General features: G+C 72.6%; 16 protein-coding genes and 1 pseudogene (1 of these 17 only partly in view). 8 read left to right on the top strand and 9 right to left on the bottom strand.

Annotation, left to right across the window (positions count from 1 at the left end):
* The 3 genes and pseudogenes from AGRA3207_RS38475 to trxA all read right to left on the bottom strand — a co-directional run.
* Nucleotides 1-158, bottom strand: the beginning of a protein-coding gene (locus AGRA3207_RS38475; protein ID WP_231332286.1) for a methyltransferase domain-containing protein. The gene continues 511 nt to the left of window position 1, outside the view; 158 of the gene's 669 nt are visible here — the first part of the coding sequence; the start codon lies at nucleotides 156-158; its stop codon lies off the left edge, out of view.
* 42 nt (nucleotides 159-200) lie between these two features.
* Nucleotides 201-329 (bottom strand): annotated as a pseudogene (locus AGRA3207_RS40160) (putative RNA methyltransferase); the annotation flags it as partial.
* A gap of 172 nt (nucleotides 330-501) precedes the next feature.
* Nucleotides 502-855 carry a thioredoxin gene (gene trxA, locus AGRA3207_RS38470; protein WP_231332285.1) on the bottom strand — a complete coding sequence of 118 codons (354 nt, stop codon included), beginning with the start codon at nucleotides 853-855 and terminating at the stop codon, nucleotides 502-504.
* Between the two features lie 131 nt (nucleotides 856-986).
* On the opposite strand from trxA, the gene AGRA3207_RS38465 reads away from it, so the two are divergent.
* Both AGRA3207_RS38465 and AGRA3207_RS38460 read left to right on the top strand, forming a co-directional pair.
* Complete coding sequence (locus AGRA3207_RS38465) at nucleotides 987-2,000, top strand: sigma-70 family RNA polymerase sigma factor (RefSeq protein WP_231332284.1); 1,014 nt, start codon at nucleotides 987-989, stop codon at nucleotides 1,998-2,000.
* A 112-nt stretch (nucleotides 2,001-2,112) separates the two neighbouring features.
* Nucleotides 2,113-3,456 carry a class II 3-deoxy-7-phosphoheptulonate synthase gene (locus AGRA3207_RS38460; protein WP_420830930.1) on the top strand — a complete coding sequence of 448 codons (1,344 nt, stop codon included), beginning with the start codon at nucleotides 2,113-2,115 and terminating at the stop codon, nucleotides 3,454-3,456.
* A gap of 130 nt (nucleotides 3,457-3,586) precedes the next feature.
* Here the strand turns inward: AGRA3207_RS38460 and AGRA3207_RS38455 are convergent, their stop codons facing one another.
* From AGRA3207_RS38455 to AGRA3207_RS38445, 3 genes are all read right to left on the bottom strand, one after another.
* Entirely contained in the window at nucleotides 3,587-3,955 is a 369-nt protein-coding gene (locus AGRA3207_RS38455; protein ID WP_156222913.1) for an ATP-binding protein, read from the bottom strand.
* A 77-nt stretch (nucleotides 3,956-4,032) separates the two neighbouring features.
* Nucleotides 4,033-4,371: an STAS domain-containing protein gene (locus tag AGRA3207_RS38450; protein ID WP_231332282.1), complete on the bottom strand. Its 339-nt coding sequence runs from the start codon at nucleotides 4,369-4,371 to the stop codon at nucleotides 4,033-4,035.
* A gap of 31 nt (nucleotides 4,372-4,402) precedes the next feature.
* Nucleotides 4,403-6,631, bottom strand: coding sequence for a SpoIIE family protein phosphatase (locus AGRA3207_RS38445; protein ID WP_231332281.1), 2,229 nt, complete (start codon nucleotides 6,629-6,631; stop codon nucleotides 4,403-4,405).
* 336 nt (nucleotides 6,632-6,967) lie between these two features.
* Between AGRA3207_RS38445 and AGRA3207_RS38440 the strand changes: the two genes are divergently transcribed.
* From AGRA3207_RS38440 to AGRA3207_RS38430, 3 genes are all read left to right on the top strand, one after another.
* On the top strand, nucleotides 6,968-11,212 hold the full coding sequence (locus AGRA3207_RS38440) for a hybrid sensor histidine kinase/response regulator (RefSeq protein WP_231332280.1): 4,245 nt from the start codon (nucleotides 6,968-6,970) through the stop codon (nucleotides 11,210-11,212).
* 78 nt (nucleotides 11,213-11,290) lie between these two features.
* The gene (locus tag AGRA3207_RS38435; RefSeq protein WP_231332279.1) at nucleotides 11,291-11,947 is read left to right on the top strand and encodes a response regulator; all 657 of its coding nucleotides are present in this window, start codon (nucleotides 11,291-11,293) and stop codon (nucleotides 11,945-11,947) included.
* Nucleotides 11,948-12,025: 78 nt separating this feature from the next.
* Nucleotides 12,026-13,105 (top strand): urease accessory protein UreH domain-containing protein, encoded by a 1,080-nt coding sequence (locus AGRA3207_RS38430; RefSeq protein WP_231332278.1) that lies wholly within the window; start codon nucleotides 12,026-12,028, stop codon nucleotides 13,103-13,105.
* 142 nt (nucleotides 13,106-13,247) lie between these two features.
* Here AGRA3207_RS38430 and gltX read toward each other — a convergent pair whose 3' ends face one another.
* Together gltX and AGRA3207_RS38420 are read right to left on the bottom strand one after the other, a co-directional pair.
* Nucleotides 13,248-14,639: a glutamate--tRNA ligase gene (gene gltX, locus AGRA3207_RS38425; RefSeq protein ID WP_273699977.1), complete on the bottom strand. Its 1,392-nt coding sequence runs from the start codon at nucleotides 14,637-14,639 to the stop codon at nucleotides 13,248-13,250.
* An 86-nt stretch (nucleotides 14,640-14,725) separates the two neighbouring features.
* A complete protein-coding gene (locus AGRA3207_RS38420) occupies nucleotides 14,726-15,334 on the bottom strand; it encodes a TIGR03086 family metal-binding protein (protein ID WP_231332277.1) in 609 nt (202 codons plus the stop codon).
* A 73-nt stretch (nucleotides 15,335-15,407) separates the two neighbouring features.
* Here AGRA3207_RS38420 and AGRA3207_RS38415 point away from each other — a divergent pair, with 73 nt between their 5' ends.
* The gene (locus AGRA3207_RS38415) at nucleotides 15,408-16,247 is read left to right on the top strand and encodes a helix-turn-helix domain-containing protein (protein WP_231332276.1); all 840 of its coding nucleotides are present in this window, start codon (nucleotides 15,408-15,410) and stop codon (nucleotides 16,245-16,247) included.
* Nucleotides 16,244-16,891 (top strand): NUDIX hydrolase, encoded by a 648-nt coding sequence (locus AGRA3207_RS38410; protein ID WP_273699976.1) that lies wholly within the window; start codon nucleotides 16,244-16,246, stop codon nucleotides 16,889-16,891. The genes AGRA3207_RS38415 and AGRA3207_RS38410 overlap by 4 nt, the downstream gene beginning before the upstream one ends.
* A 39-nt stretch (nucleotides 16,892-16,930) precedes the next feature.
* Here the strand turns inward: AGRA3207_RS38410 and AGRA3207_RS38405 are convergent, their stop codons facing one another.
* Nucleotides 16,931-17,938 carry a methyltransferase gene (locus AGRA3207_RS38405; RefSeq protein ID WP_231332275.1) on the bottom strand — a complete coding sequence of 336 codons (1,008 nt, stop codon included), beginning with the start codon at nucleotides 17,936-17,938 and terminating at the stop codon, nucleotides 16,931-16,933.
* Between the two features lie 184 nt (nucleotides 17,939-18,122).
* Between AGRA3207_RS38405 and AGRA3207_RS38400 the strand changes: the two genes are divergently transcribed.
* Nucleotides 18,123-18,758 (top strand): HNH endonuclease family protein, encoded by a 636-nt coding sequence (locus AGRA3207_RS38400; protein ID WP_231332274.1) that lies wholly within the window; start codon nucleotides 18,123-18,125, stop codon nucleotides 18,756-18,758.
* The last annotated feature ends 11 nt before the right edge of the window (nucleotides 18,759-18,769 follow it).

The raw sequence follows: 18,769 nt of genomic DNA, 5'->3' as shown, positions 1-18,769 counted from the left end.
GACGTGTCCAGCACACGGCTCAGGTAGTGCCCGGTACCGGCACCGGCGTCCAGGACGAGGGACGTGCCGTCCAAGGTGCGGGCGACGTCCTTCGCGAGACGTTCTGCGGGGGCGCTGAAGTGGCCGGCGCTGAGGAACTCGTCGCGCGCGCGGACCATCTCCGGTGTGTCGGCTGTTCCCGGGCGGGCATTGCCCGGCAGGAGGTTCGCATACCCTTGCCGCGCGATGTCGAAGGTGTGCCCTGCCGGACAGAGAAGTCCGCGGTCCGCCATTGCAAGGTCCGCTCCGCACACGGGGCACACCAGGTATTCGACGACATCGGCGAGCATCCGTCCATCATCGTGCATCCGCCCCGCGGTGCGGGCGCCGTGGGCCGCATCTTTGCCATCGTGCCGCTCGGGAGTCGGGTGGGCGTCCCATGCCCGCAACCCACTACACCGAGCGATCGGGCGTCTACGAAGCGGATCGCAAGGCCCCCGCGTCGGCCGGAACCGGCCAGGGTCAGGACTCCGCGCGACGGCGGACGTCCTCCATGTCGAGTGCGCGGACCTGCTCGATCACGTTCTCCAGCACCGGCTCGGGGAGGGCGCCGGGCTCGGCGAAGACGATGACGCCGTCACGGATGGCCATGAGCGTCGGGATCGACCGGATCCCGAACCGCTCCGACAGCGCGGGCTCGGCCTCGGTGTCCACCTTGCCGAAGACGATGTCCTCGTGCTTGCCCGCCGACTTCTCGAAGACGGGCGCGAAGCGCTTGCAGGGTCCGCACCAGTCCGCCCAGAAGTCGACCAGCACGATCCCGTCGCCCTGCGCCACCTCATCGAAGTTCTGTGCGGTGAGTGTGACGGTCGCCATGTCGGTTTCTCCTCTGTCGGGGTATCAGGACGGTAGAGCGGCTAACAGCCTCGCAGTATTCCCCACCCGGGAATCACAGAGCGGTAATTAGCGTTGTCCCTCTAGGGAGATCGCACCGGAGAAGGGTCAGGATGGCTGCAACCCGTACCAAGGGCGACAGGGTCGACGTCCCCGACAAGGATCTTGTCGGAGCGTACCTCGACCGGATCGGCCGTACCCCCCTGCTCGACGCGCAGGAGGAGGTCGATCTGGCCAAGGCGATCGAAGGGGGCCTGTACGCCGAGCAGCTGCTCGACGAGGGGACCGTGCCCGAGGGCGCGTCCCGCGAGGAGCTGGAGGCGCTGACCGCGGCGGGGCTGCGTGCCAAGCAGCGCTTCGTCGAGGCCAACCTGCGCCTCGTGGTCTCGATCGCCCGCAAGTACCCGACCGACTCGTTGCCCCTCATCGACCTCATTCAGGAGGGGAACCTGGGGCTGATGCGCGCGGTGGAGAAGTTCGACTACCGCCGCGGCTTCAAGTTCTCCACATACGCGACATGGTGGATCAGGCAGGCGATCGGCCGCGGGCTGAGCCACACGGCCCGCACGATCCGGCTGCCCGTCCACGTCGAGGAGGAGCTGTCCCGGCTGCGCCGCGCCGAGCGGCAGCTCAGCCGCGACCTGGGCCGTGAGCCGACCCGCGAGGAGCTGGCGGGTTCGCTGGGCGCCGAGGCCGAGCATGTGGACGAGCTCCTGCGCTGGCGCCGCGACCCGGCGAGCCTGGACGCGACCGTCGACGACGCCGGCGAGACGCCGATGGGCGACCTGCTGGAGGATCCCGACGCCGTCACGCCCGAGGCGGAGATCCTCGCGCTGGACGACATCGAGGGCCTCGGGCGCCTGCTGGAGCGGCTGCCGGAGCGCGAGTCGGCGATCCTGCGCGCCCGTTTCGGGATGGACAGCGGGCAGCCGCTGTCGTACGCGCAGATCGGCGCACGGTACGGCCTGAGCCACAACCGCGTCCGGCAGATCACCGACCGTTCGCTGCGGCGGCTCCGGCAGCTGGCGACCGAGACGGACCTGACCGGCCGCCGGGCCCTCACGGGCGCGCCGCCGGCGGCCGGGGACGGGCCCGTCCGGGCCGGTGCCGGGAGCCGGGCGGCCTGACGCACACACGCGGTACTCCCATACCGGGCGGTCCGATACGGGCCGCCCGGTCACGTCGCAAGGACCGGCGGGTGCCAGGGCCCGCGCGGTGCCATAGCCTCTTCGGGTGAGTATTTCCAGCGTCTCCGGGGACCTCGACGCCTGGCGCGGCCTCCCCGCACTCCAGCAGCCCGAGTGGGACGACCCGGACGAGGTCCGGGTAGTCGCCGCAGAACTGGCCAAGCAGCCCCCGCTCGTCTTCGCCGGCGAGTGCGACCAGCTCAAGGCCCAGCTCGCGGACGTCGCGCGCGGCGAGGCGTTCGTGTTGCAGGGCGGCGACTGCGCCGAGACGTTCGAGGGCTCGAACGCCGACGCGGTGAAGAACAAGCTCAAGACCCTGCTCCAGATGGCGGTCGTGCTCACCTACGCGGCCAGCGTGCCGGTGGTGAAGATCGGCCGGATGGCCGGGCAGTTCGCCAAGCCGCGGTCCAAGCCCGTCGAGGTGCGGGGCGGCGTGGAACTGCCCGCCTACCGGGGCGACGCGGTGAACGGCCTCGATTTCGACGCCTCCTCCCGGCGCAACGATCCTCACAGGCTGCTGAAGGCCTACCACTGCTCGGCGGTGACGCTGAACCTCTGCCGGGCCTTCACCAAGGGCGGCTACGCCGACCTGCGGCAGGTGCACGCCTGGAACCAGGATTTCGTGGCGCAGAGCCCCGCGGGCCGCCGTTACGAGCAGGTCGCCGGTGAGATCGACCGGGCGTTGACGTTCATGAAGGCGTGCGGGGTGAACCCCGAGGAGTTCCACGGCGTGGAGTTCTACTCCAGCCACGAGGCGCTGCTGCTGGACTACGAGCGGGCTCTGACCCGCATCGACCACCTCAGCGGGCTTCCGTACGACGTGTCGGCGCATTTCCTGTGGATCGGTGAGCGCACCCGGCAGCTCGACGGGGCCCACGTGGAGTTCCTGCGGCACATCCGCAACCCGATCGGGGTGAAGCTGGGGCCGGGGACCTCCGCCGACGACGCGCTGGCGTTGATCGACAGGCTCAACCCGGAGGGCGAGCCGGGGCGGCTGACCTTCATCACCCGGATGGGCGCGGGCAAGGTGCGGGACGTGCTGCCCTCGCTGGTCGAGAAGGTGCACCGCAGCGGCGCGCCCGTGGCGTGGATCTGCGACCCGATGCACGGCAACACCTTCGAGGCGCCGAGCGGGCACAAGACGCGGCGGCTGGACGACGTCCTGGACGAGCTGGCCGGGTTCTTCGAGGTCCACCGGGCCCTCGGCACGCATCCGGGCGGCATCCACATCGAGTTCACCGGCGACGACGTCACCGAGTGCGTGGGCGGCGGGCACGGCCTGGTCGAGGACGATCTCCATCAGCGTTACGAGACGGCCTGCGACCCCCGGCTCAACCGCGGCCAGTCCCTGGACCTGGCGTTCATGGTGGCGGAGCTGTACCGCAAGGCTTCCTGACCCACGGCACCGGATCCCTGCTGATCCGGCCTGGGACGGGTGTCCGCGACGAGGAACGCCGTGGCCCCGCACACCGTCCGGTGTGCGGGGCCACGTCGTTGACGGCCCTGTGCCTCCACGGGCGTCGTCGTCAGATGTTGACCTCGGCCCAGACGACCTTGCCGCCGGTCACCGGGTCGGCGCCCCAGGAGGTCGCGAAGCGGTCGACGATGAACAGGCCGCGGTGCGACTCGTCCAGGGGGCCGGGGACGGTCAGCCGGGGCAGCTGCGCGGCGCGGTCGCGGACCTCGACGCGGACCCGGCCGGTGCCGCGCAGCAGGCGCAGCTCCAGCGCCGTGCCCGCGTGCCGGACGGCGTTGGCGACCAGCTCGGCCACGATCGCGGTGACGAGCTCCTCGCGTTCCATCAGGGCCCAGGTGCGCATGGTGCGCGCGGCGAGGCGGCGGGCGTACTCGACCGCCTCCGTCTGGGGTGCCGCGCGCAGGGTGGTCTCGGTCATCGGGTCGGTCACTCCGCCCGCTCGCCGTTCTTCATCATGTCCACCCCAATCCGGGCGTCCTGTCGGCGTCCATCGGCTCACCGCCCATCCGCGGGGGCCTCCTCCGCGGCGCCTCCGATGAGGAAACGATCGAGTCCGGTGGTCCGCAGGACGTTCTCGACCCGGCCGTAGGCGCCGGTGACGGTGAGCGTGGCGTTCTGCGCCCGCGCGTGCTTGTAGGCGCGGACGAGGACGTTCAGACCCGAGGAGTCACAGAAGTCGACCGCCGTGAGGTCGACGACGACCTCACGTTCCCCGGCGTCGACGAGTTCGGTCAACCGGGACCTCAGCTCGTCGGAGGAATGCAGGTCGATGGAGCCGCGCGCGGCGATCGTCGCGCGGCCGTCCTGTCGTGTCGTGTGCAAGGCAAGCCCCACGCCACCCCACCTTACCGATTGTTGGTCTCCATCATGACGCCCGCAGAACGATGAGGGCAACGTCGTCGTTCGAGGGTTCCGGGCCGAAGTCGCGCACCGCTCGCTGGATACGGGCGGCCACCGCCCCCGCGCTCAGGCCCGTGCAGCCGGCCAGAAGGCGTTCCAGGCCGTGGCCGTCGCCGAGCAGCCGGGCGCCGGAGCGCCGCTCGGTGACCCCGTCGGTCACGCAGAGCAGCACCTCCCCGCGCCTCAGCTCGACGGTGTCGGTGTGGAAGTCCACACCATCGAACACCCCGAGCAGCGGCTGCGGCGAGGCCACCTCGCGGACGCCGCCGTCGGGGTCGAGCACGAGCGGGGGCGGGTGCCCCGCGCTCGTCAGCCTGATGGTCACGCCGTCGCGCCGGCGGCGGGGTTCGATCTCGCCGTGGAGCAGGGTCAGCAGCCGTCCCCGCTCGCCCTCGCCGAGGATCAGCCGGTTGAGGCGGGTGAGGACGGCGGGCACCGACATGTCCTCGGCGGCCAGGATGCGCAGGGCGTGCCGGGCGAGGCCGGTGACGGCCGCGGCCTCGGGGCCGGTGCCGCACACGTCGCCGATCGCGAAGCGCCACCGGGCGGAGGCCGCGGGACCGCCCTGCCGCGGGCCGCTCTCGAAGACGTCGTAGAAGTCGCCGCCGACCTCGCTCCCCTCCCCCGCGGGCTCGTACACCACCGCGACCTCCAGGCCGGGGATCTCGGGGATGCCGGGCGGCAGGAGGCTGCGCTGCAGGGCGCTGCTCATGGCGGTCTGGGCGGAGAACAGGCGCGCGTTGTCGACGGCGAGCGCCGCGCGGCGGCCGAGCTCCTCGGCGAGCTCGATCGCGCTGCGGGGGAAGCGGTCGCCGGACGGGCGGCCGATGACGATCGTGCCGATGCGGCGGCCGCGGGCGACCAGCGGGAACGCGTAGACCTGGTCGGCGGCGGTGTCCCCGGCGGCGGCGCGCACGTCGTCGGGGGCGGTGGCGAGGCCGTTCCAGGGGGCGGAGACGTCCGTGGGCGGCGCGGCCCCGGCGTGGTCGAGGAGGTCGCGGAGGCCGTCGGCCCGCGTCTCGTCGGCGTGCCACACGTACGCCAGCTTGGCGGGCTCGGTGTCCACGGCGGTGTAGACCGCGCACCAGGTCGCCAGGCGGGGGACGACGAGCTGGGCGACCAGCGCCATCGTCCGCTCCTGGTCGAGGGTGCCGGCGAGCAGGTCGCTGGCCTCGGCGACGAAGCTGAGCCAGCCGCGCCAGGACCGTTCCAGCTCACCCACCCTGGCCTTCTCCAGGGAGAGCGACATCTCGTCGGCGAGCCGCCCGAGGCGGGCGCCGTCGGCCTCCTCGAACCGGCCGGAGACCGAGGAGACGGCCACCAGCAGGCCGGTGAGGCGGCCCTGGGACTCCAGCGGCGCGGCGGCCAGGGACCGGGCGCGCAGGGCGGCGGCGGCCGGATCGGAGGCGTCGGCCGCGACCCAGGGGGATCCGGCGCGGGCGTCCGGGCCGAGTGCCGGGACCGACAGCTCGCCGAGCGGCATCTCGGCGGCGGTCCCGGCGGAGGGGCCCATGATGAGGCGCCCGTCGCGTTCGGTGAGCAGGATGGCGGCGCCATCGGCGCCGAGGACCTCGCGGACGGTGGCGACGCCGTCCTCCATGGCCTCGACGGCGGCGGGGGAACGCAGCAGCCGGTCGCCGGCGGCGGGCACGTCGCCGACGCCTTCGCCCAGGCGTCCCTCGTGGCCCTCGCCGGGCCCGGCGGCCAGGCCGCCGCTCTCCCGGGGGTTCTCGGCGGACGAGGCCGGCGCGCCGTCGCCGCCGGATGCCCGCGCGCCCTCACCCGCGGCGGAACGGGGCGGGGCCGAGCCGTTGGCCGCGCCCGGCCGCGGAAGCGTGAACCAGACGCCCTTGGTGCGGCGGTCGTAGGACACGCCCCAGGACGAGGCGAGACGCGCGATCGACGGGAGGCCGCGCCCGCTGGAGGCGGTGACGCCCGGCATCTCGATGCCCCGCGTGGGGTGCCGGTCGCGGACCTCGACCTTGATCTCGCCGTCCTCCAGGCGGCAGGTCACCTCGAAGGACGTGCCGGCGTAGGCGATGGCGTTGGTCGCGAGCTCGCTGGTGGCCAGCACCGCGTCGTCCGCGGCCTCCTCCATGCCCCAGTCGGCGAGCACCTTCCGGACGAACCGGCGCGCGTCCGCCACCGCCGCGGCGGCGGACGGGAAGGTGGCCGACGCCGTCTGCCGATCCAAAGTCGTCCCTCGTTCGAAGCATCCCTGTGTGAGCCTGGCCATCGTGACAGACTGGTCCACCGCCCGGCCAGGAGAGCCGTGATCCGGGCCGCGCCACGCGCTGTGACCTCGGCGAAGCGCTCTCGCCCACAACACGACAGACCGTAACACGAAGACTACAAGCACGAACCACTGGGCGTTGCCGTGCCTTTACCCGGCCACACGCGGAACGGGCTCCACGCTGCACGGGGACGTAGAGTACAGATGCGGCCCGTCAAGGCCCAGAGGTGGAGTCCCCGAGCAAGGAGTCCGTGCTATCCGGGTACCCGACGATCGCGGGCCAGGAGGATGAAGAGCATGCCGCGTACCGCGTCCCGTGCCCGCCCCGGCGGGTCTCGTGACACCACGCCGCGTTACAGCGACGCCGACCTTGAACCGCTGATCAGGGCGCTCGCCGCCGTGCGGGACGGGAAGGCCGGGCAGGACCTGGACGTGCCGGGCGAGGGCGCCGTGGCCGAGGCCGCGGAGATCGTCGAGGAGATCCGGCGGAACGGCCACGACCTGACCTCGGGGCTGAGCCGCATCCGGCGCGAGATCGGCCGCGAGGGCCAGCTGCAGGGCCGGCTGGCGACGGGCACGCTGAAGGGCTCGTGGGCGCGGGCCGTCGAGGACACCAACGCGATCATCGGCAAGCTGACCGACCTGGCCACGGGGATGCACCAGGTGGTGGAGGCCGTGGCCAAGGGTGACCTGAGCCAGCGGGTCGAGCTGCGGGTCCGCGGCAGGCCGATGCGCGGGGAGCTGCTGCGCATGGCCCGGTCGGTGAACGGGATGGTCGAGCTGCTCGACCAGTTCACGTGGGAGGTCACCCAGTTCGCCCGGGAGGTCGGCACCGAGGGACGGCTCGGCGGGCAGGCGCCGTCGCGCGGGATGACGGGCCGCTGGCGGGACGTGACGGCGTCGGTGAACGTGATGGCGAACCGGCTGACCGCCCAGGTCCGCGACATCGCGGAGGTCACCACGGCGGTGGCGAAGGGCGACCTGACCCGCAAGGTCACGGTGGAGGCGACCGGTGAGCTGCAGGAACTGAAGCTCACCGTGAACACGATGGTCGACCAGCTGTCGGCGTTCGCCGACGAGGTCACCCGCGTCGCCCGCGAGGTCGGCACCGAGGGGCAGCTCGGCGGGCAGGCCAACGTGCGGGGCGTCAGCGGCGTCTGGAAGAACCTCACCGACAACGTCAACGCGATGGCGAACAACCTGACCTACCAGGTCCGCAACATCGCGCAGGTCACCACGGCGGTCGCCGAGGGCGACCTGGGCAAGAAGATCACGGTGGACGCGCAGGGCGAGATCCTGCAGCTGAAGCTGACCGTGAACCAGATGGTCGACACGCTCTCCGCCTTCGCGGACGAGGTCACCCGCGTCGCGCGCGAGGTGGGGACGGAGGGGCGCCTCGGCGGGCAGGCCCACGTCCCCGGGGTGAGCGGCGTGTGGCGGGACCTGACCAACAACGTCAACGGCATGGCGTCCAACCTGACCTACCAGGTCCGCAACATCGCGCAGGTCACCACGGCGGTGGCCGACGGCGACCTGGGCAAGAAGATCACGGTGGACGCGCAGGGCGAGATCCTGGAGCTCAAGGACACCGTGAACGCGATGGTGGACACGCTGTCGTCGTTCGCGTCGGAGGTCACCCGCGTGGCCCGCGAGGTCGGCACCGAGGGGCGGCTCGGCGGGCAGGCCCGGATGCCGCGGGTGAGCGGGGTCTGGAAGGACCTCACCGACAACGTCAACTCGATGGCGAACAACCTGACGATGCAGGTCCGCGGGATCGCGACCGTCACGACGGCGGTGGCGCAGGGCGATCTCACCCGCAAGATCGAGGTCGACGCGCAGGGCGAGATCCTCCAGCTCAAGGACACCCTCAACACGATGGTGGACACGCTGTCGGCGTTCGCGGACGAGGTCAGCCGCGTCGCCCGGGAGGTCGGCACCGAGGGGCGCCTCGGCGGGCAGGCGATCGTCCCCGGCGCGGGCGGCATGTGGAAGGACCTGACCGACAACGTCAACGGCATGGCGTCCAACCTGACCTACCAGGTCCGCAACATCGCGCAGGTCGCGACGGCGGTCGCGCACGGCGACCTGACCCGCCGCATCGACGTGGACGCGCAGGGCGAGATCCTGGAGCTGAAGACCACGCTGAACACGATGGTGGACACCCTGTCGTCGTTCGCGTCCGAGGTCACCCGCGTGGCCCGCGAGGTCGGCAGCGAGGGGCGGCTCGGCGGGCAGGCCGAGGTCGAGGGCGTGTCGGGCACCTGGAAGCGGCTGACCGAGAGCGTCAACGAGCTGGCCGGGAACCTGACCACCCAGGTCCGCGCGATCGGCGAGGTGGCCAGCGCGGTCGCCACCGGCGACCTGACCCGGACGATCACGGTGGAGGCGCGCGGCGAGGTCGCGGAGCTGTCCGACAACGTCAACCTGATGGTCACGACGCTGCGTGAGACGACCCGCGCCAACGAGGAGCAGGACTGGCTCAAGACGAACCTGGCGCGGATCGGTGGGCTGATGCAGGGCCACCGGGACCTGCTCCAGGTCGCCGAGCTGATCATGCGGGAGCTGACGCCGTCCGCGAGCGCCCAGTACGGCGCGTTCTACCTCGCCGAGAACAGCGGCGAGGAGACCGAGCTGGTGCTGATCGCCGGGTACGGGACGCGGCGGAGCCGGTCGGGCGCCGTCCGGTTCGCGCTGGGCGAGGGCCTGGTCGGGCAGGCGGCGCAGGAGCGCCGGACGCTGCTGATCGGCGACGCCCCCGCCGACTACGTCAAGATCGGCTCCGGGCTGGGCGAGGCGTCGCCGGTCAACATCATCGTGCTGCCGATCGTGTTCGAGGACACGGTGCTCGGCGCGATCGAGCTGGCCTCGTTCGGCCGGTTCACCGACGTCCACCTGGCGTTCTTCAGCCAGCTGATCGAGACGATCGGGGTCACGCTGAACGCGATCAGCGCCAACACCCGCACCGAGGCGCTGCTCGGGGAGTCCCAGCGGCTCGCCCAGGAGCTGCAGGAGCGCTCGGACGAGCTGCAGCGCCAGCAGGGCGAGCTGCGGCACTCCAACACCGAGCTGGAGGAGAAGGCGGCGCTGCTGGCCCAGCAGAACCGCGCGATCGAGATCCAGAACTTCCAGATCGAGCAGGCCAGGAGGACGCTGGAGGAGCGCGCCGAGCAGCTGGCGATCTCCTCGCGGTACAAGTCGGAGTTCCTGGCGAACATGTCGCACGAGCTGCGCACGCCGCTGAACAGCCTGCTCGTCCTCGCCAAGCTGCTGTCGGAGAACCCCGGCGGGAACCTCACCGACAAGCAGGTGGAGTTCGCCCAGACGATCCACGACTCCGGCACCGACCTGCTGGAGCTGATCAACGACATCCTGGACCTGGCGAAGGTCGAGGCGGGGAAGATGGAGGTGCACCCGCAGCGGCTGTCGGTGTCGGCGCTCGTCGACTACGTGGAGGCGACGTTCCGGCCCCTGTCGGTGGACAAGGGCCTGCAGTTCGACGTGGAGGTCGCCCCGGACGTCCCGCCGACGCTGCACACCGACGAGCAGCGGCTGCAACAGGTGCTGCGGAACCTGCTGTCCAACGCGGTGAAGTTCACCGCCGAGGGCGAGGTGCGGCTGCTGGCCGAGCGGGCCGGGGACATCGACTTCACGCTGCCCGCGCTGTGGAACACCCCCGACGTGATCGCCTTCCGGGTGATCGACACCGGGATCGGCGTCAGCGCCGATAAGCTCCAGGAGATCTTCGAGCCGTTCCAGCAGGGCGACGGGACCACCAGCCGCCGCTACGGCGGCACCGGCCTCGGCCTGTCGATCAGCCGCAACATCGCGCGGCTGCTGGGCGGGGAGATCCACGCCGAGAGCGAGCCGGGCCGCGGGAGCGTGTTCACGCTGTACCTGCCGGCCCACTACAGCGAGCCGGACGAGCGGCGCCGCTCGTCGCTGCCGGACGAGGCGGGCGCCGCGTCCGGCACGGGCCCGGCTCTCGTCGCGGGCGCCGGGCCGGTGCGCGGGAACCGGACCGCCCGCGCCGCCGTCACGGGCCACGAGAACGGGCTGGCGGCGGAGCAGCAGCCGCCCGGCGACCGGCCCGGCGAGACCGAGCCCGCGCTGAACGGCCTGCTGGACGGGCCGCCCGCCGACTTCCTGGACACGGTCCTGTCGGGCCGCAAGGTGCTGATCGTCGACGACGACGTCCGCAACGTGTTCGCGCTGACCAGCGTCCTGGAGGGCTACGGGATGGAGGTGCTGTACGCCGAGGACGGGCAGGCCGGGATCGAGGTGCTGCACCGCAACCCCGACGTCGCGATCGTCCTGATGGACGTGATGATGCCGGGCCTGGACGGCTACGCCACCACGGCGGCGATCCGGGAGATGCCGCAGTTCGCCGAGCTGCCCATCATCGTGATCACCGCGAAGGTCATGAAGGGCGACCGCGAGAAGAGCCTGGACTCCGGCGCGTCGGATTACGTCCCCAAGCCCGTGGACGTCGACCATCTCCTCGACGTCATGCGGAACTGGCTCCAGCCTTCCATCGTCCGCTGAGGCCGTCCGCAGTAGGGTCGCCATGGGCGCTCATCTGCCCGAACGGTGGTGCCGGACCGGAACGGAGAGAGACGACGCGTGGACGACAAGGCGAAGATCCTCCTCGTGGACGACCGCGAGGAGAACCTCATCGCGCTGGAGGCCATCCTCAGCTCCCTCGATCAGGATCTCGTCCGTGCGCGGTCGGGTGAGGAGGCGCTCAAGGCGCTGCTCACCGACGAGTACGCCGTGATCCTGCTGGACGTCGTCATGCCGGGTATGGACGGGTTCGAGACGGCCCGTGACATCAAGCGCCGCAAGAAGACCCGCGACCTTCCGATCATCTTCCTGACCGCCGTGAACAGCGACCCCGACTACGCGTTCCGCGGGTACGCCGCTGGGGCCGTCGACTTCATCTCCAAGCCGTTCGACCCGTGGGTGCTGCGCGCGAAGGTGTCGGTGTTCGTGGAGCTGCACAACAAGAACAAGCAGCTCCGCGACCAGACGACGCTGCTGCGCGAGCAGGCCGCGCTTCTGCGGGAGCAGGCGGCGCTGCTGCATTCGCGTCCCCCGGGCGAGCCCGGGCCCGGTGGCGTCGGGGGGCAGGCCGTGGAGCGCCTGAGGGCCGTGGAGAAGCAGGTGGAGATCGTCGGCAAGCACGTGCCGCCCGCGTTGCGCGGAGAGTTCGACGAGCTGGACCGGCTCCTCGCCGAGCTCCGCGCGTGCGTGCAGGAAGGCCAGGACGGCTCTCCCTGACGGACAGCGGGGGCTGCCCGTCCGGTAACGCTTCGCGCCGGGCCGATGCGGGGAGGCTCTCGCTGCGGGGGTGCAGTCATGGACATCACCGCGCTCTTCCTCACCGGCGTCGGCACGGGGTTCCTCGCGGGGGGCACGACCTGCGCCGCCGTCCAGCTGGGCCTGCTGACGGGCGCGGTGACCGGCGGGCGGCCCGGCGGGCGCTCCGACCTCCGCCCGGTCGCGACGTTCCTCGGCGCCAAGCTGATCTCCCACGCGGCGCTGGGGGCCGTGCTCGGCCTGGCGGGCGGGGCCGTCCAGCCCGGCCCGCAGGTGCGCGGCGCCCTGCTGGCCGTGGCCTCCCTGACCCTCGCGCTGTTCGCGCTCGACCTCCTGAACTTCCGCCCGGCGAAACGTCTCCTCCGGCGCGGCCGCGAGGAGGGCCCCGCCGCCTGCCACGCGCCCCCCGCGCTCGCCGGCGAACCCGCGGCCGGGCCCTCCGGGCAGGGGCCCGCAGACCTCACCGGCACCGCGGACCGCGACGGGCGCGATGCCTCCAAGAGCCGGAGGCGGGCCGTGGTGCTGGGAGCCGCCACGGTCCTGGTCCCCTGCGGGCTGACGCTGTCGGCGGAGCTGCTGGCGGTGACGTCGCGGTCGGCCGCCGGCGGCGCCGTGGTCATGGGCGCGTTCGTGCTGGGGACCGCGCCGCTCTTCGGGGTGGTCGGCGTGACGGTCGGCCGGACGCTCGCGGCGCTGAGGGGGCGGGTCACCGTCCTGCTGGCGGCCGGGCTGCTCGTGGCCTCCGGGTGGACGCTGCTGTCGGGGCTGCGGCTGGGCGGGTGGCTGCCCGCCGGGGGCGGCGGCACGGCCGCGGCCGCCGAGTCGGCGCGGTTCGTCCACACGGACGCGTCCGGCACCCAGGTCGTGACGATCTGGGCGCTCGACCAGGGATACCGCCCGGCGCTGGTCACGGCGCGGGCCGGGGTGCCCACGGTGCTCGTCCTGAAGACGCGGGGAACGCGGGGGCACACGCGGGCCTTCACCCTCCCCGCGCGCGGCAAGGACGTGATCTTACCCGTGGACGGCGACACGAGGATCGACCTCGGCGTCCCGCATGCGGGCCGCATGCGCTTCGTCTGCGCGTCCGGCCACTACCCGGGAGCGATCACGTTCCGTTGAGGCGGACGCCGAAGCACCCGAAGGCCGATCGGGCCCGCGCGACGACCTGACCCGTCACACGAGCGGGCTGATCGCCAAGCGATGACGCACTCGCCCGAGCGCAGGGGCGGGCCGCCACGCGGGTCCCTCGGGCCGGGATCGGCTAGGAAAGCGCCGCCCGGGCGGCGGCGATGCGGGCGAGGGTGCGGTCCCGGCCGAGGATCTCCAGGGACTCGAACAGCGGCAGGCCGACGGTGCGGCCGGTGACGGCGACGCGGACGGGCGCCTGCGCCTTGCCGAGCTTGAGGCCGTGGGCGGTGCCGATCCGCTCCAGCCGGGTCTTGAGCTCCTCGGCGTTCCAGGGCGCGTCCCGGTAGGACTCCTCGGCCTCGGCGAGGATCTCGGCGGCGGGCCCCTTCATGGCCTTGTTCCAGGACTGCTCGTCGGACGGCGGCTCGTCCAGGAACACGAAGTCGATCATCGGGACGATCTCGGACAGGAGCGCCACCCTGGTCTGCGCCAGCGGCGCCAGCCCGGCGAACACGGCCACGTCGACGTCGAAGGGGGCCTGCTGGAGGAACGGCAGGCACTCGGCGGCGAACTTCTCGGCGGGGAGGGCGCGGATGTACTCGCCGTTGATCGCGCGGAGCTTCTTGACGTCGAAGAAGGCGGGCGAGGTGTTGACGTCCTCGATGCGGAACTCGTCGACGACGACGTCCCAGGGGACGATCTCACGGTCGCCGGCGGGCGCCCACCCGAGGAGCATGAGGTAGTTGCGCATGGCCTCGGCGAGGTAGCCCTCGGCGCGGTAGTCCTCAAGGGCGACCTTGTCGCGCCGCTTGGACAGCTTCTGCCGCTTCTCGTTGACGATGACCGGGACGTGCGCCCACACCGGCGGCTCGCCGCCGAGCGCCTCCCACAGCAGCTGCTGCTTGGGCGCGTTGGACAGGTGCTCCTCGCCGCGGACGACGTGCGTGATGCCCTGGCTCATGTCGTCGACGGCGTTGGCCAGCAGGAACGTCACCGAACCGTCCGCGCGGGCGATGACGAAGTCCTCCAGGACGGCGTTCTCGAAGACGGGCTTGCCGCGCAGCAGGTCCACGACGGTGGTCTGGCCCTCGTCGGGCGTGCGGAACCGGAGGGCGCGCCCGGGGCCGGAGCCGAGGCCGCGGTCGCGGCAGAACCCGTCGTACCCCTTGTGCTGGTCGCCGGTCCGGGCGATGACGGCCTCGCGGCCGCAGTCGCAGTAGTAGGCGCGGCCCTGGTCCTTCAGCGACCGGGCGGCGGCGGCGTGCCGGTCGGCGTTGGCGGACTGGAAGTAGGGGCCCTCGTACTGCTCGCCGTCCATGCCGAGCCAGGCCAGGGCGCGGATGATGCCCTCGGTCCACTCGGGGCTGTTGCGGGAGGCGTCGGTGTCCTCGATCCGCAGCACGAGCGTGCCGCCCGACTGCGCGGCCATCACCCAGTTGAACAGCGCCGAGCGGGCGCCGCCGACATGGAACATGCCGGTCGGTGACGGGGCGAAACGGACGCGGATCGAAGAGGTCGAAGACATGCCCTCCAGGGTAGAGCGCCCCGGCCCCGGCTCGCGCCCCCGTAACGGCGCGTCGCCGTGGCGGCGGCGCGGCGCCGCGCGGGGGTCTAGGGCGCCCAGTGGGGGTCGCGGCCGGACAGCCCGAGGACGCGGTCCAGGAGCGGCGCGTCCTCGGGGACGGGCACCTCGGGCCCGAACGCGCCGTACTCGCGGCTGACCTCCGCGGTGGGGACGATCTGCTCCCAGGCGGCCTGGACGACCTGCGGCGGGAAGGCGGGGTCGCGCCCGGTGGCGACGGCGAGGTCCCAGCCGTGGACGACGCATTCGCCGAACACGATCCCGGCGATGAACTCGGCGGGCATGCCCTCCTTGTTGCCGGTGAGGCTTGTGGCGCCCTCCCAGGCCGACGGGTCCGCCCAGGCCAGGGCGGTGTCGCGGGCCTGCTCGGCGAACCGGTCGGCCCAGTGCGGCTCGGCGGTGAAGTCGTGGTCCTCGCCGGGCCCGGTCGTGGGCAGCTTGCGGGCGGCCGTCCCTCCGCGGGCGTTCCAGAGGATCAGGTGGTTGACGACGTCGCGCACGTCCCAGCCGGGGCACGGGGTCGGATCGTCCAGCCGCGCCTCCGGGATCCCCTGGACGATCCGCGCCGCGGCCTCCGCGGCGGGGAGCATCTGGCTCCGGATGTCCATCACCTGCACCTCGCTCATTCGTTCGATCATGCTGGTCACGCTAGGAGGGACGGCGCCGCGCGGTCTTGAACAAACGCGACATTTCCCCCGTTAGCCTGGGGTGATGGGCCGATCCCTACCCGCGGGGACGCGGGGAATCCTGCGCGCCCGGACGGGCTTGGAACGTTTCCGGGTCGAGCGCACGGCGCCGCCGCCGGAGCTCGTCCCGTTCATCGAGTTCTTCTGGGTGCTCCGCTGGGACCTGCGCGGCCGTCCTCCGCACCGGCAGCAGGTGCTCACCCGTCCCTGCGTCCACATGACGTTCACGAGCTACCTGACCGGGGGGACGGCGCGGGCCCGGGTCGCGGGCGTGGTGCGCGACGAGTTCGTCGAGGAGATCGCGGACGAGGGCCGGGTGGTCGGCGCGGGGTTCCGTCCCGGCGGGTTCCGGCCGTTCCTGGGCGCGCCGGTGTCGCGGATCACCGGCAGGTTCCCCGGCCTGGAGGAGGTCTTCGGCCAGGCGGGCGGCGCGCTCGCCGGGAGGATGGCCGCGGCCTCCCATCCCGCCGGGGAACTGGAGCTGCTGGAAGGGTTCCTCACCGGGCAGGGCCACGGGCCGGACCCCTCCGCCGCGCTGGCCGCGGAGGTCGTCGAGCGGATCGCGGCGTCACCGGGGCTGATCGGGGTCGCCGGGCTGGCCGCGGACACGGGCATGTCGGCGCGCAGCCTCCAGCGGCTGTTCCACGAGTACGTGGGCATCGGCCCCAAGTGGGTGATCCGGCGGTACCGGCTGCTGGAGGCCGCCGAGCGGGCCGCCTCGGGGACGGGCGTCGACTGGTCCGCTCTGGCGGCCGAGCTGGGCTACGCCGACCAGGCCCACCTCACCCGCGATTTCCGCGCGGCGGTCGGCACGTCGCCGGCGCGGTACGCGCGCGAGGCCGGTCCTGGCAGTATCGACGCATGACGGACCTTCTGGACGGCACCGGTCCCCTCGACAGCCTGGCGGCGTTCCGCGACGCCGCCGCCGGAAGGCTCGCCCTGTTCGAGCACATGACGGTGCCGGACGCGCCCGGTCTGCGCCGGGCCGGGGTCGTCCTGTGCGCGGTCGAGCACGCCGGCGTCCCCTCGGTGATCCTCATCCGGCGCGCCTACCAGGGGCGGAACGCCGGGCAGTGGGGCCTGCCCGGCGGGCGCCTGGAGGCGGGCGAGACGCCGGAGGCCGCGGCGCTGCGGGAGCTGCGGGAGGAGATCGGGCTGGCCGCCGGACCCGCCGACGTCCTCGGCAGGCTCGACGACTTCCCCGCCACCTCCGGGTTCGTGATCACGCCGATCGTGGTCGCGCTGGAGCATCCCGGGGTGCCGCTCCCGAGCCCGGACGAGGTCCACTCCGTCCACCATGTGAGCCTGCGGACGCTGGCCGACGACGACACGCCGCGGTGGGTGCCGCAGGCCGCCGGCAGGAGCCTCCTCCAGATGCGCCTCGGGCCGGGCTGGTCGGTGCACGCCCCCACCGGCGCGATGCTGTGGCAGTTCCGCGAGGTGGTGCTCCTCGGGCGGCCCGACGCCCGGGTCGCCGACTTCGTCCAGCCGGACTGGACGCGCCAGTAGCGCAACGCTGGAACGTGCCCGCCGGCGCCCGGCCGGGGCCTAGTCCGCCGGCCTCGCCTCGATGACGTGGTAGTCCGAGGGCGGCACGGGGCCGGTGTCCGCGACCACCGTGAGCCCGGCCACGGCGAGCAGGTCGCGGTACTCCTCCGCGGTCCGCTCGCGGCCTCCCGTCGCGACGAGCATGTTGAGGTCGTTCATGACGGTGCCCATGGTCCCGGGCTCCACCATCTCCGGGACGACCTGCTCCAGGAGGAGCACCCGCGCGTCCGGGCGCATGCCCTGGCGGACGGTCCGCAGGATCGCGGCGGCCTTCTCGTCGTCCCAGTCGTGGATCACGCTCTTGAGGATGTAGGCGTCGGCCCCCTCCGGCACGGCCTCGAAGAAGTCCCCCTCGACGACCTCGCAGCGATCGGCGACGCCGGACAGCGTCCCGGCGGCGGCCTTGAGCCCCGCGGGAAGGTCGTAGAGGATCCCGCGCAGCTCCGGGTCGGTCTCCAGGATCGCCGCGAGGAGCGTGCCGTCGCCGCCGCCGAGGTCGGCGACCGTCCCGTAGCGGGAGAAGTCGTGCGCCTTGATCAGGCCGGGCGCGACGGTGCGGGTGTGCTCGGCCATCGCCTTGTTGAACGTGGCCGACAGCTCCGTGTCGGCGGCGAAGGACTCGAACGGCGTCTTCCCGGTCACCCGGAGCCAGGCGTACTCGCCGGTCCGCAGCGTCTCGGCCATGTCGCCCCACGTCCGCCACACGTCCGGTCCGCAGAACAGCATGACCAGCGAGCGGATCGAGTCGGGCGCGTCCGAGCGCAGGCGTGATCCCTCCCCGGTCAGCGCGAACAGGTCCTGCTCCCGCTGCTCCACCGCCCCCAGGCAGGTGAGCGCCCGCAGCAGGCGGTGGAGGGACGGCGCGTGCGCGCCGGTCTCCTTCGCCAGCTCCGCGCTCGACAGCGGCCCGCCCGCCAGGGCGTCGGCGAGCCCCAGCTCGGCGGCCACATGGACGATCTGCGCCTGCATGTACCCGAAGGCCGCGTCCATCAGCGGTGATCTCGACATCGTCGGCTCCCTTCCCTCGCTGGCGACGCTAGGCGGCCGGTGCCCCGGGGTCTTGGACGAATGTCACCTGCCCCGGGGAATGTCGTGACTCAAATGTGATCATCGCTAACCAAATAGACATTTCCGGTTTATCCAACTAATCGAGACTGGCGGCGGTTCGTTCCCCCAGCGAAAAGGAGATCCCGTGAAACGCACGGGGATCGTCGTCACCGCCTTCACCGCCACCGCCACCGCGGCCGCCGTCACCGCCCTGCTCGGCCCGGCCGCCGCCGCCCCGCCGCCGCCTCCCGGCGCGAGCGAGGCCGCCCAGCACCTCGCCGCGCTGACGGTCGCGGCCGAAGGCCCCTCCACCGGCTACAGCCGCGACAAGTTCCCGCACTGGATCACGCAGTCCGGCGCGTGCAACACCCGCGAGGTCGTCCTGAAGCGGGACGGCACCGACGTGCAGACGGACTCGGCGTGCGCCGCCGTGTCCGGGACGTGGCGCAGCCCCTACGACGGCGCCACCTGGACGCAGGCGTCCGACATCGACATCGACCACATGGTGCCGCTCGCCGAGGCGTGGCGCTCGGGCGCCGCGTCCTGGACGACCGCGCGCCGCCAGGCGTTCGCCAACGACCTGGGCAGCTCGCAGCTGTGGGCCGTCACTGACAACGTCAACCAGGCCAAGGGCGACAAGGACCCGGCCGAGTGGACGCCGCCGCTGTCGTCGTTCCGCTGCATGTACGCCCGGTCCTGGATCGATGTGAAGTACCGGTACGCCCTGACGGTCGACCAGGCGGAGAAGACCGCGCTGACCGGGCTGCTCGGCTCCTGCTGACGCCGGGCCCG

It is taken from the genome of Actinomadura graeca (assembly GCF_019175365.1).
GTDB lineage: Bacteria > Actinomycetota > Actinomycetes > Streptosporangiales > Streptosporangiaceae > Spirillospora > Spirillospora graeca.
Note: the sequence above shows the minus strand (reverse complement) of the source record. Positions and strands in the feature narration are given on the sequence as shown.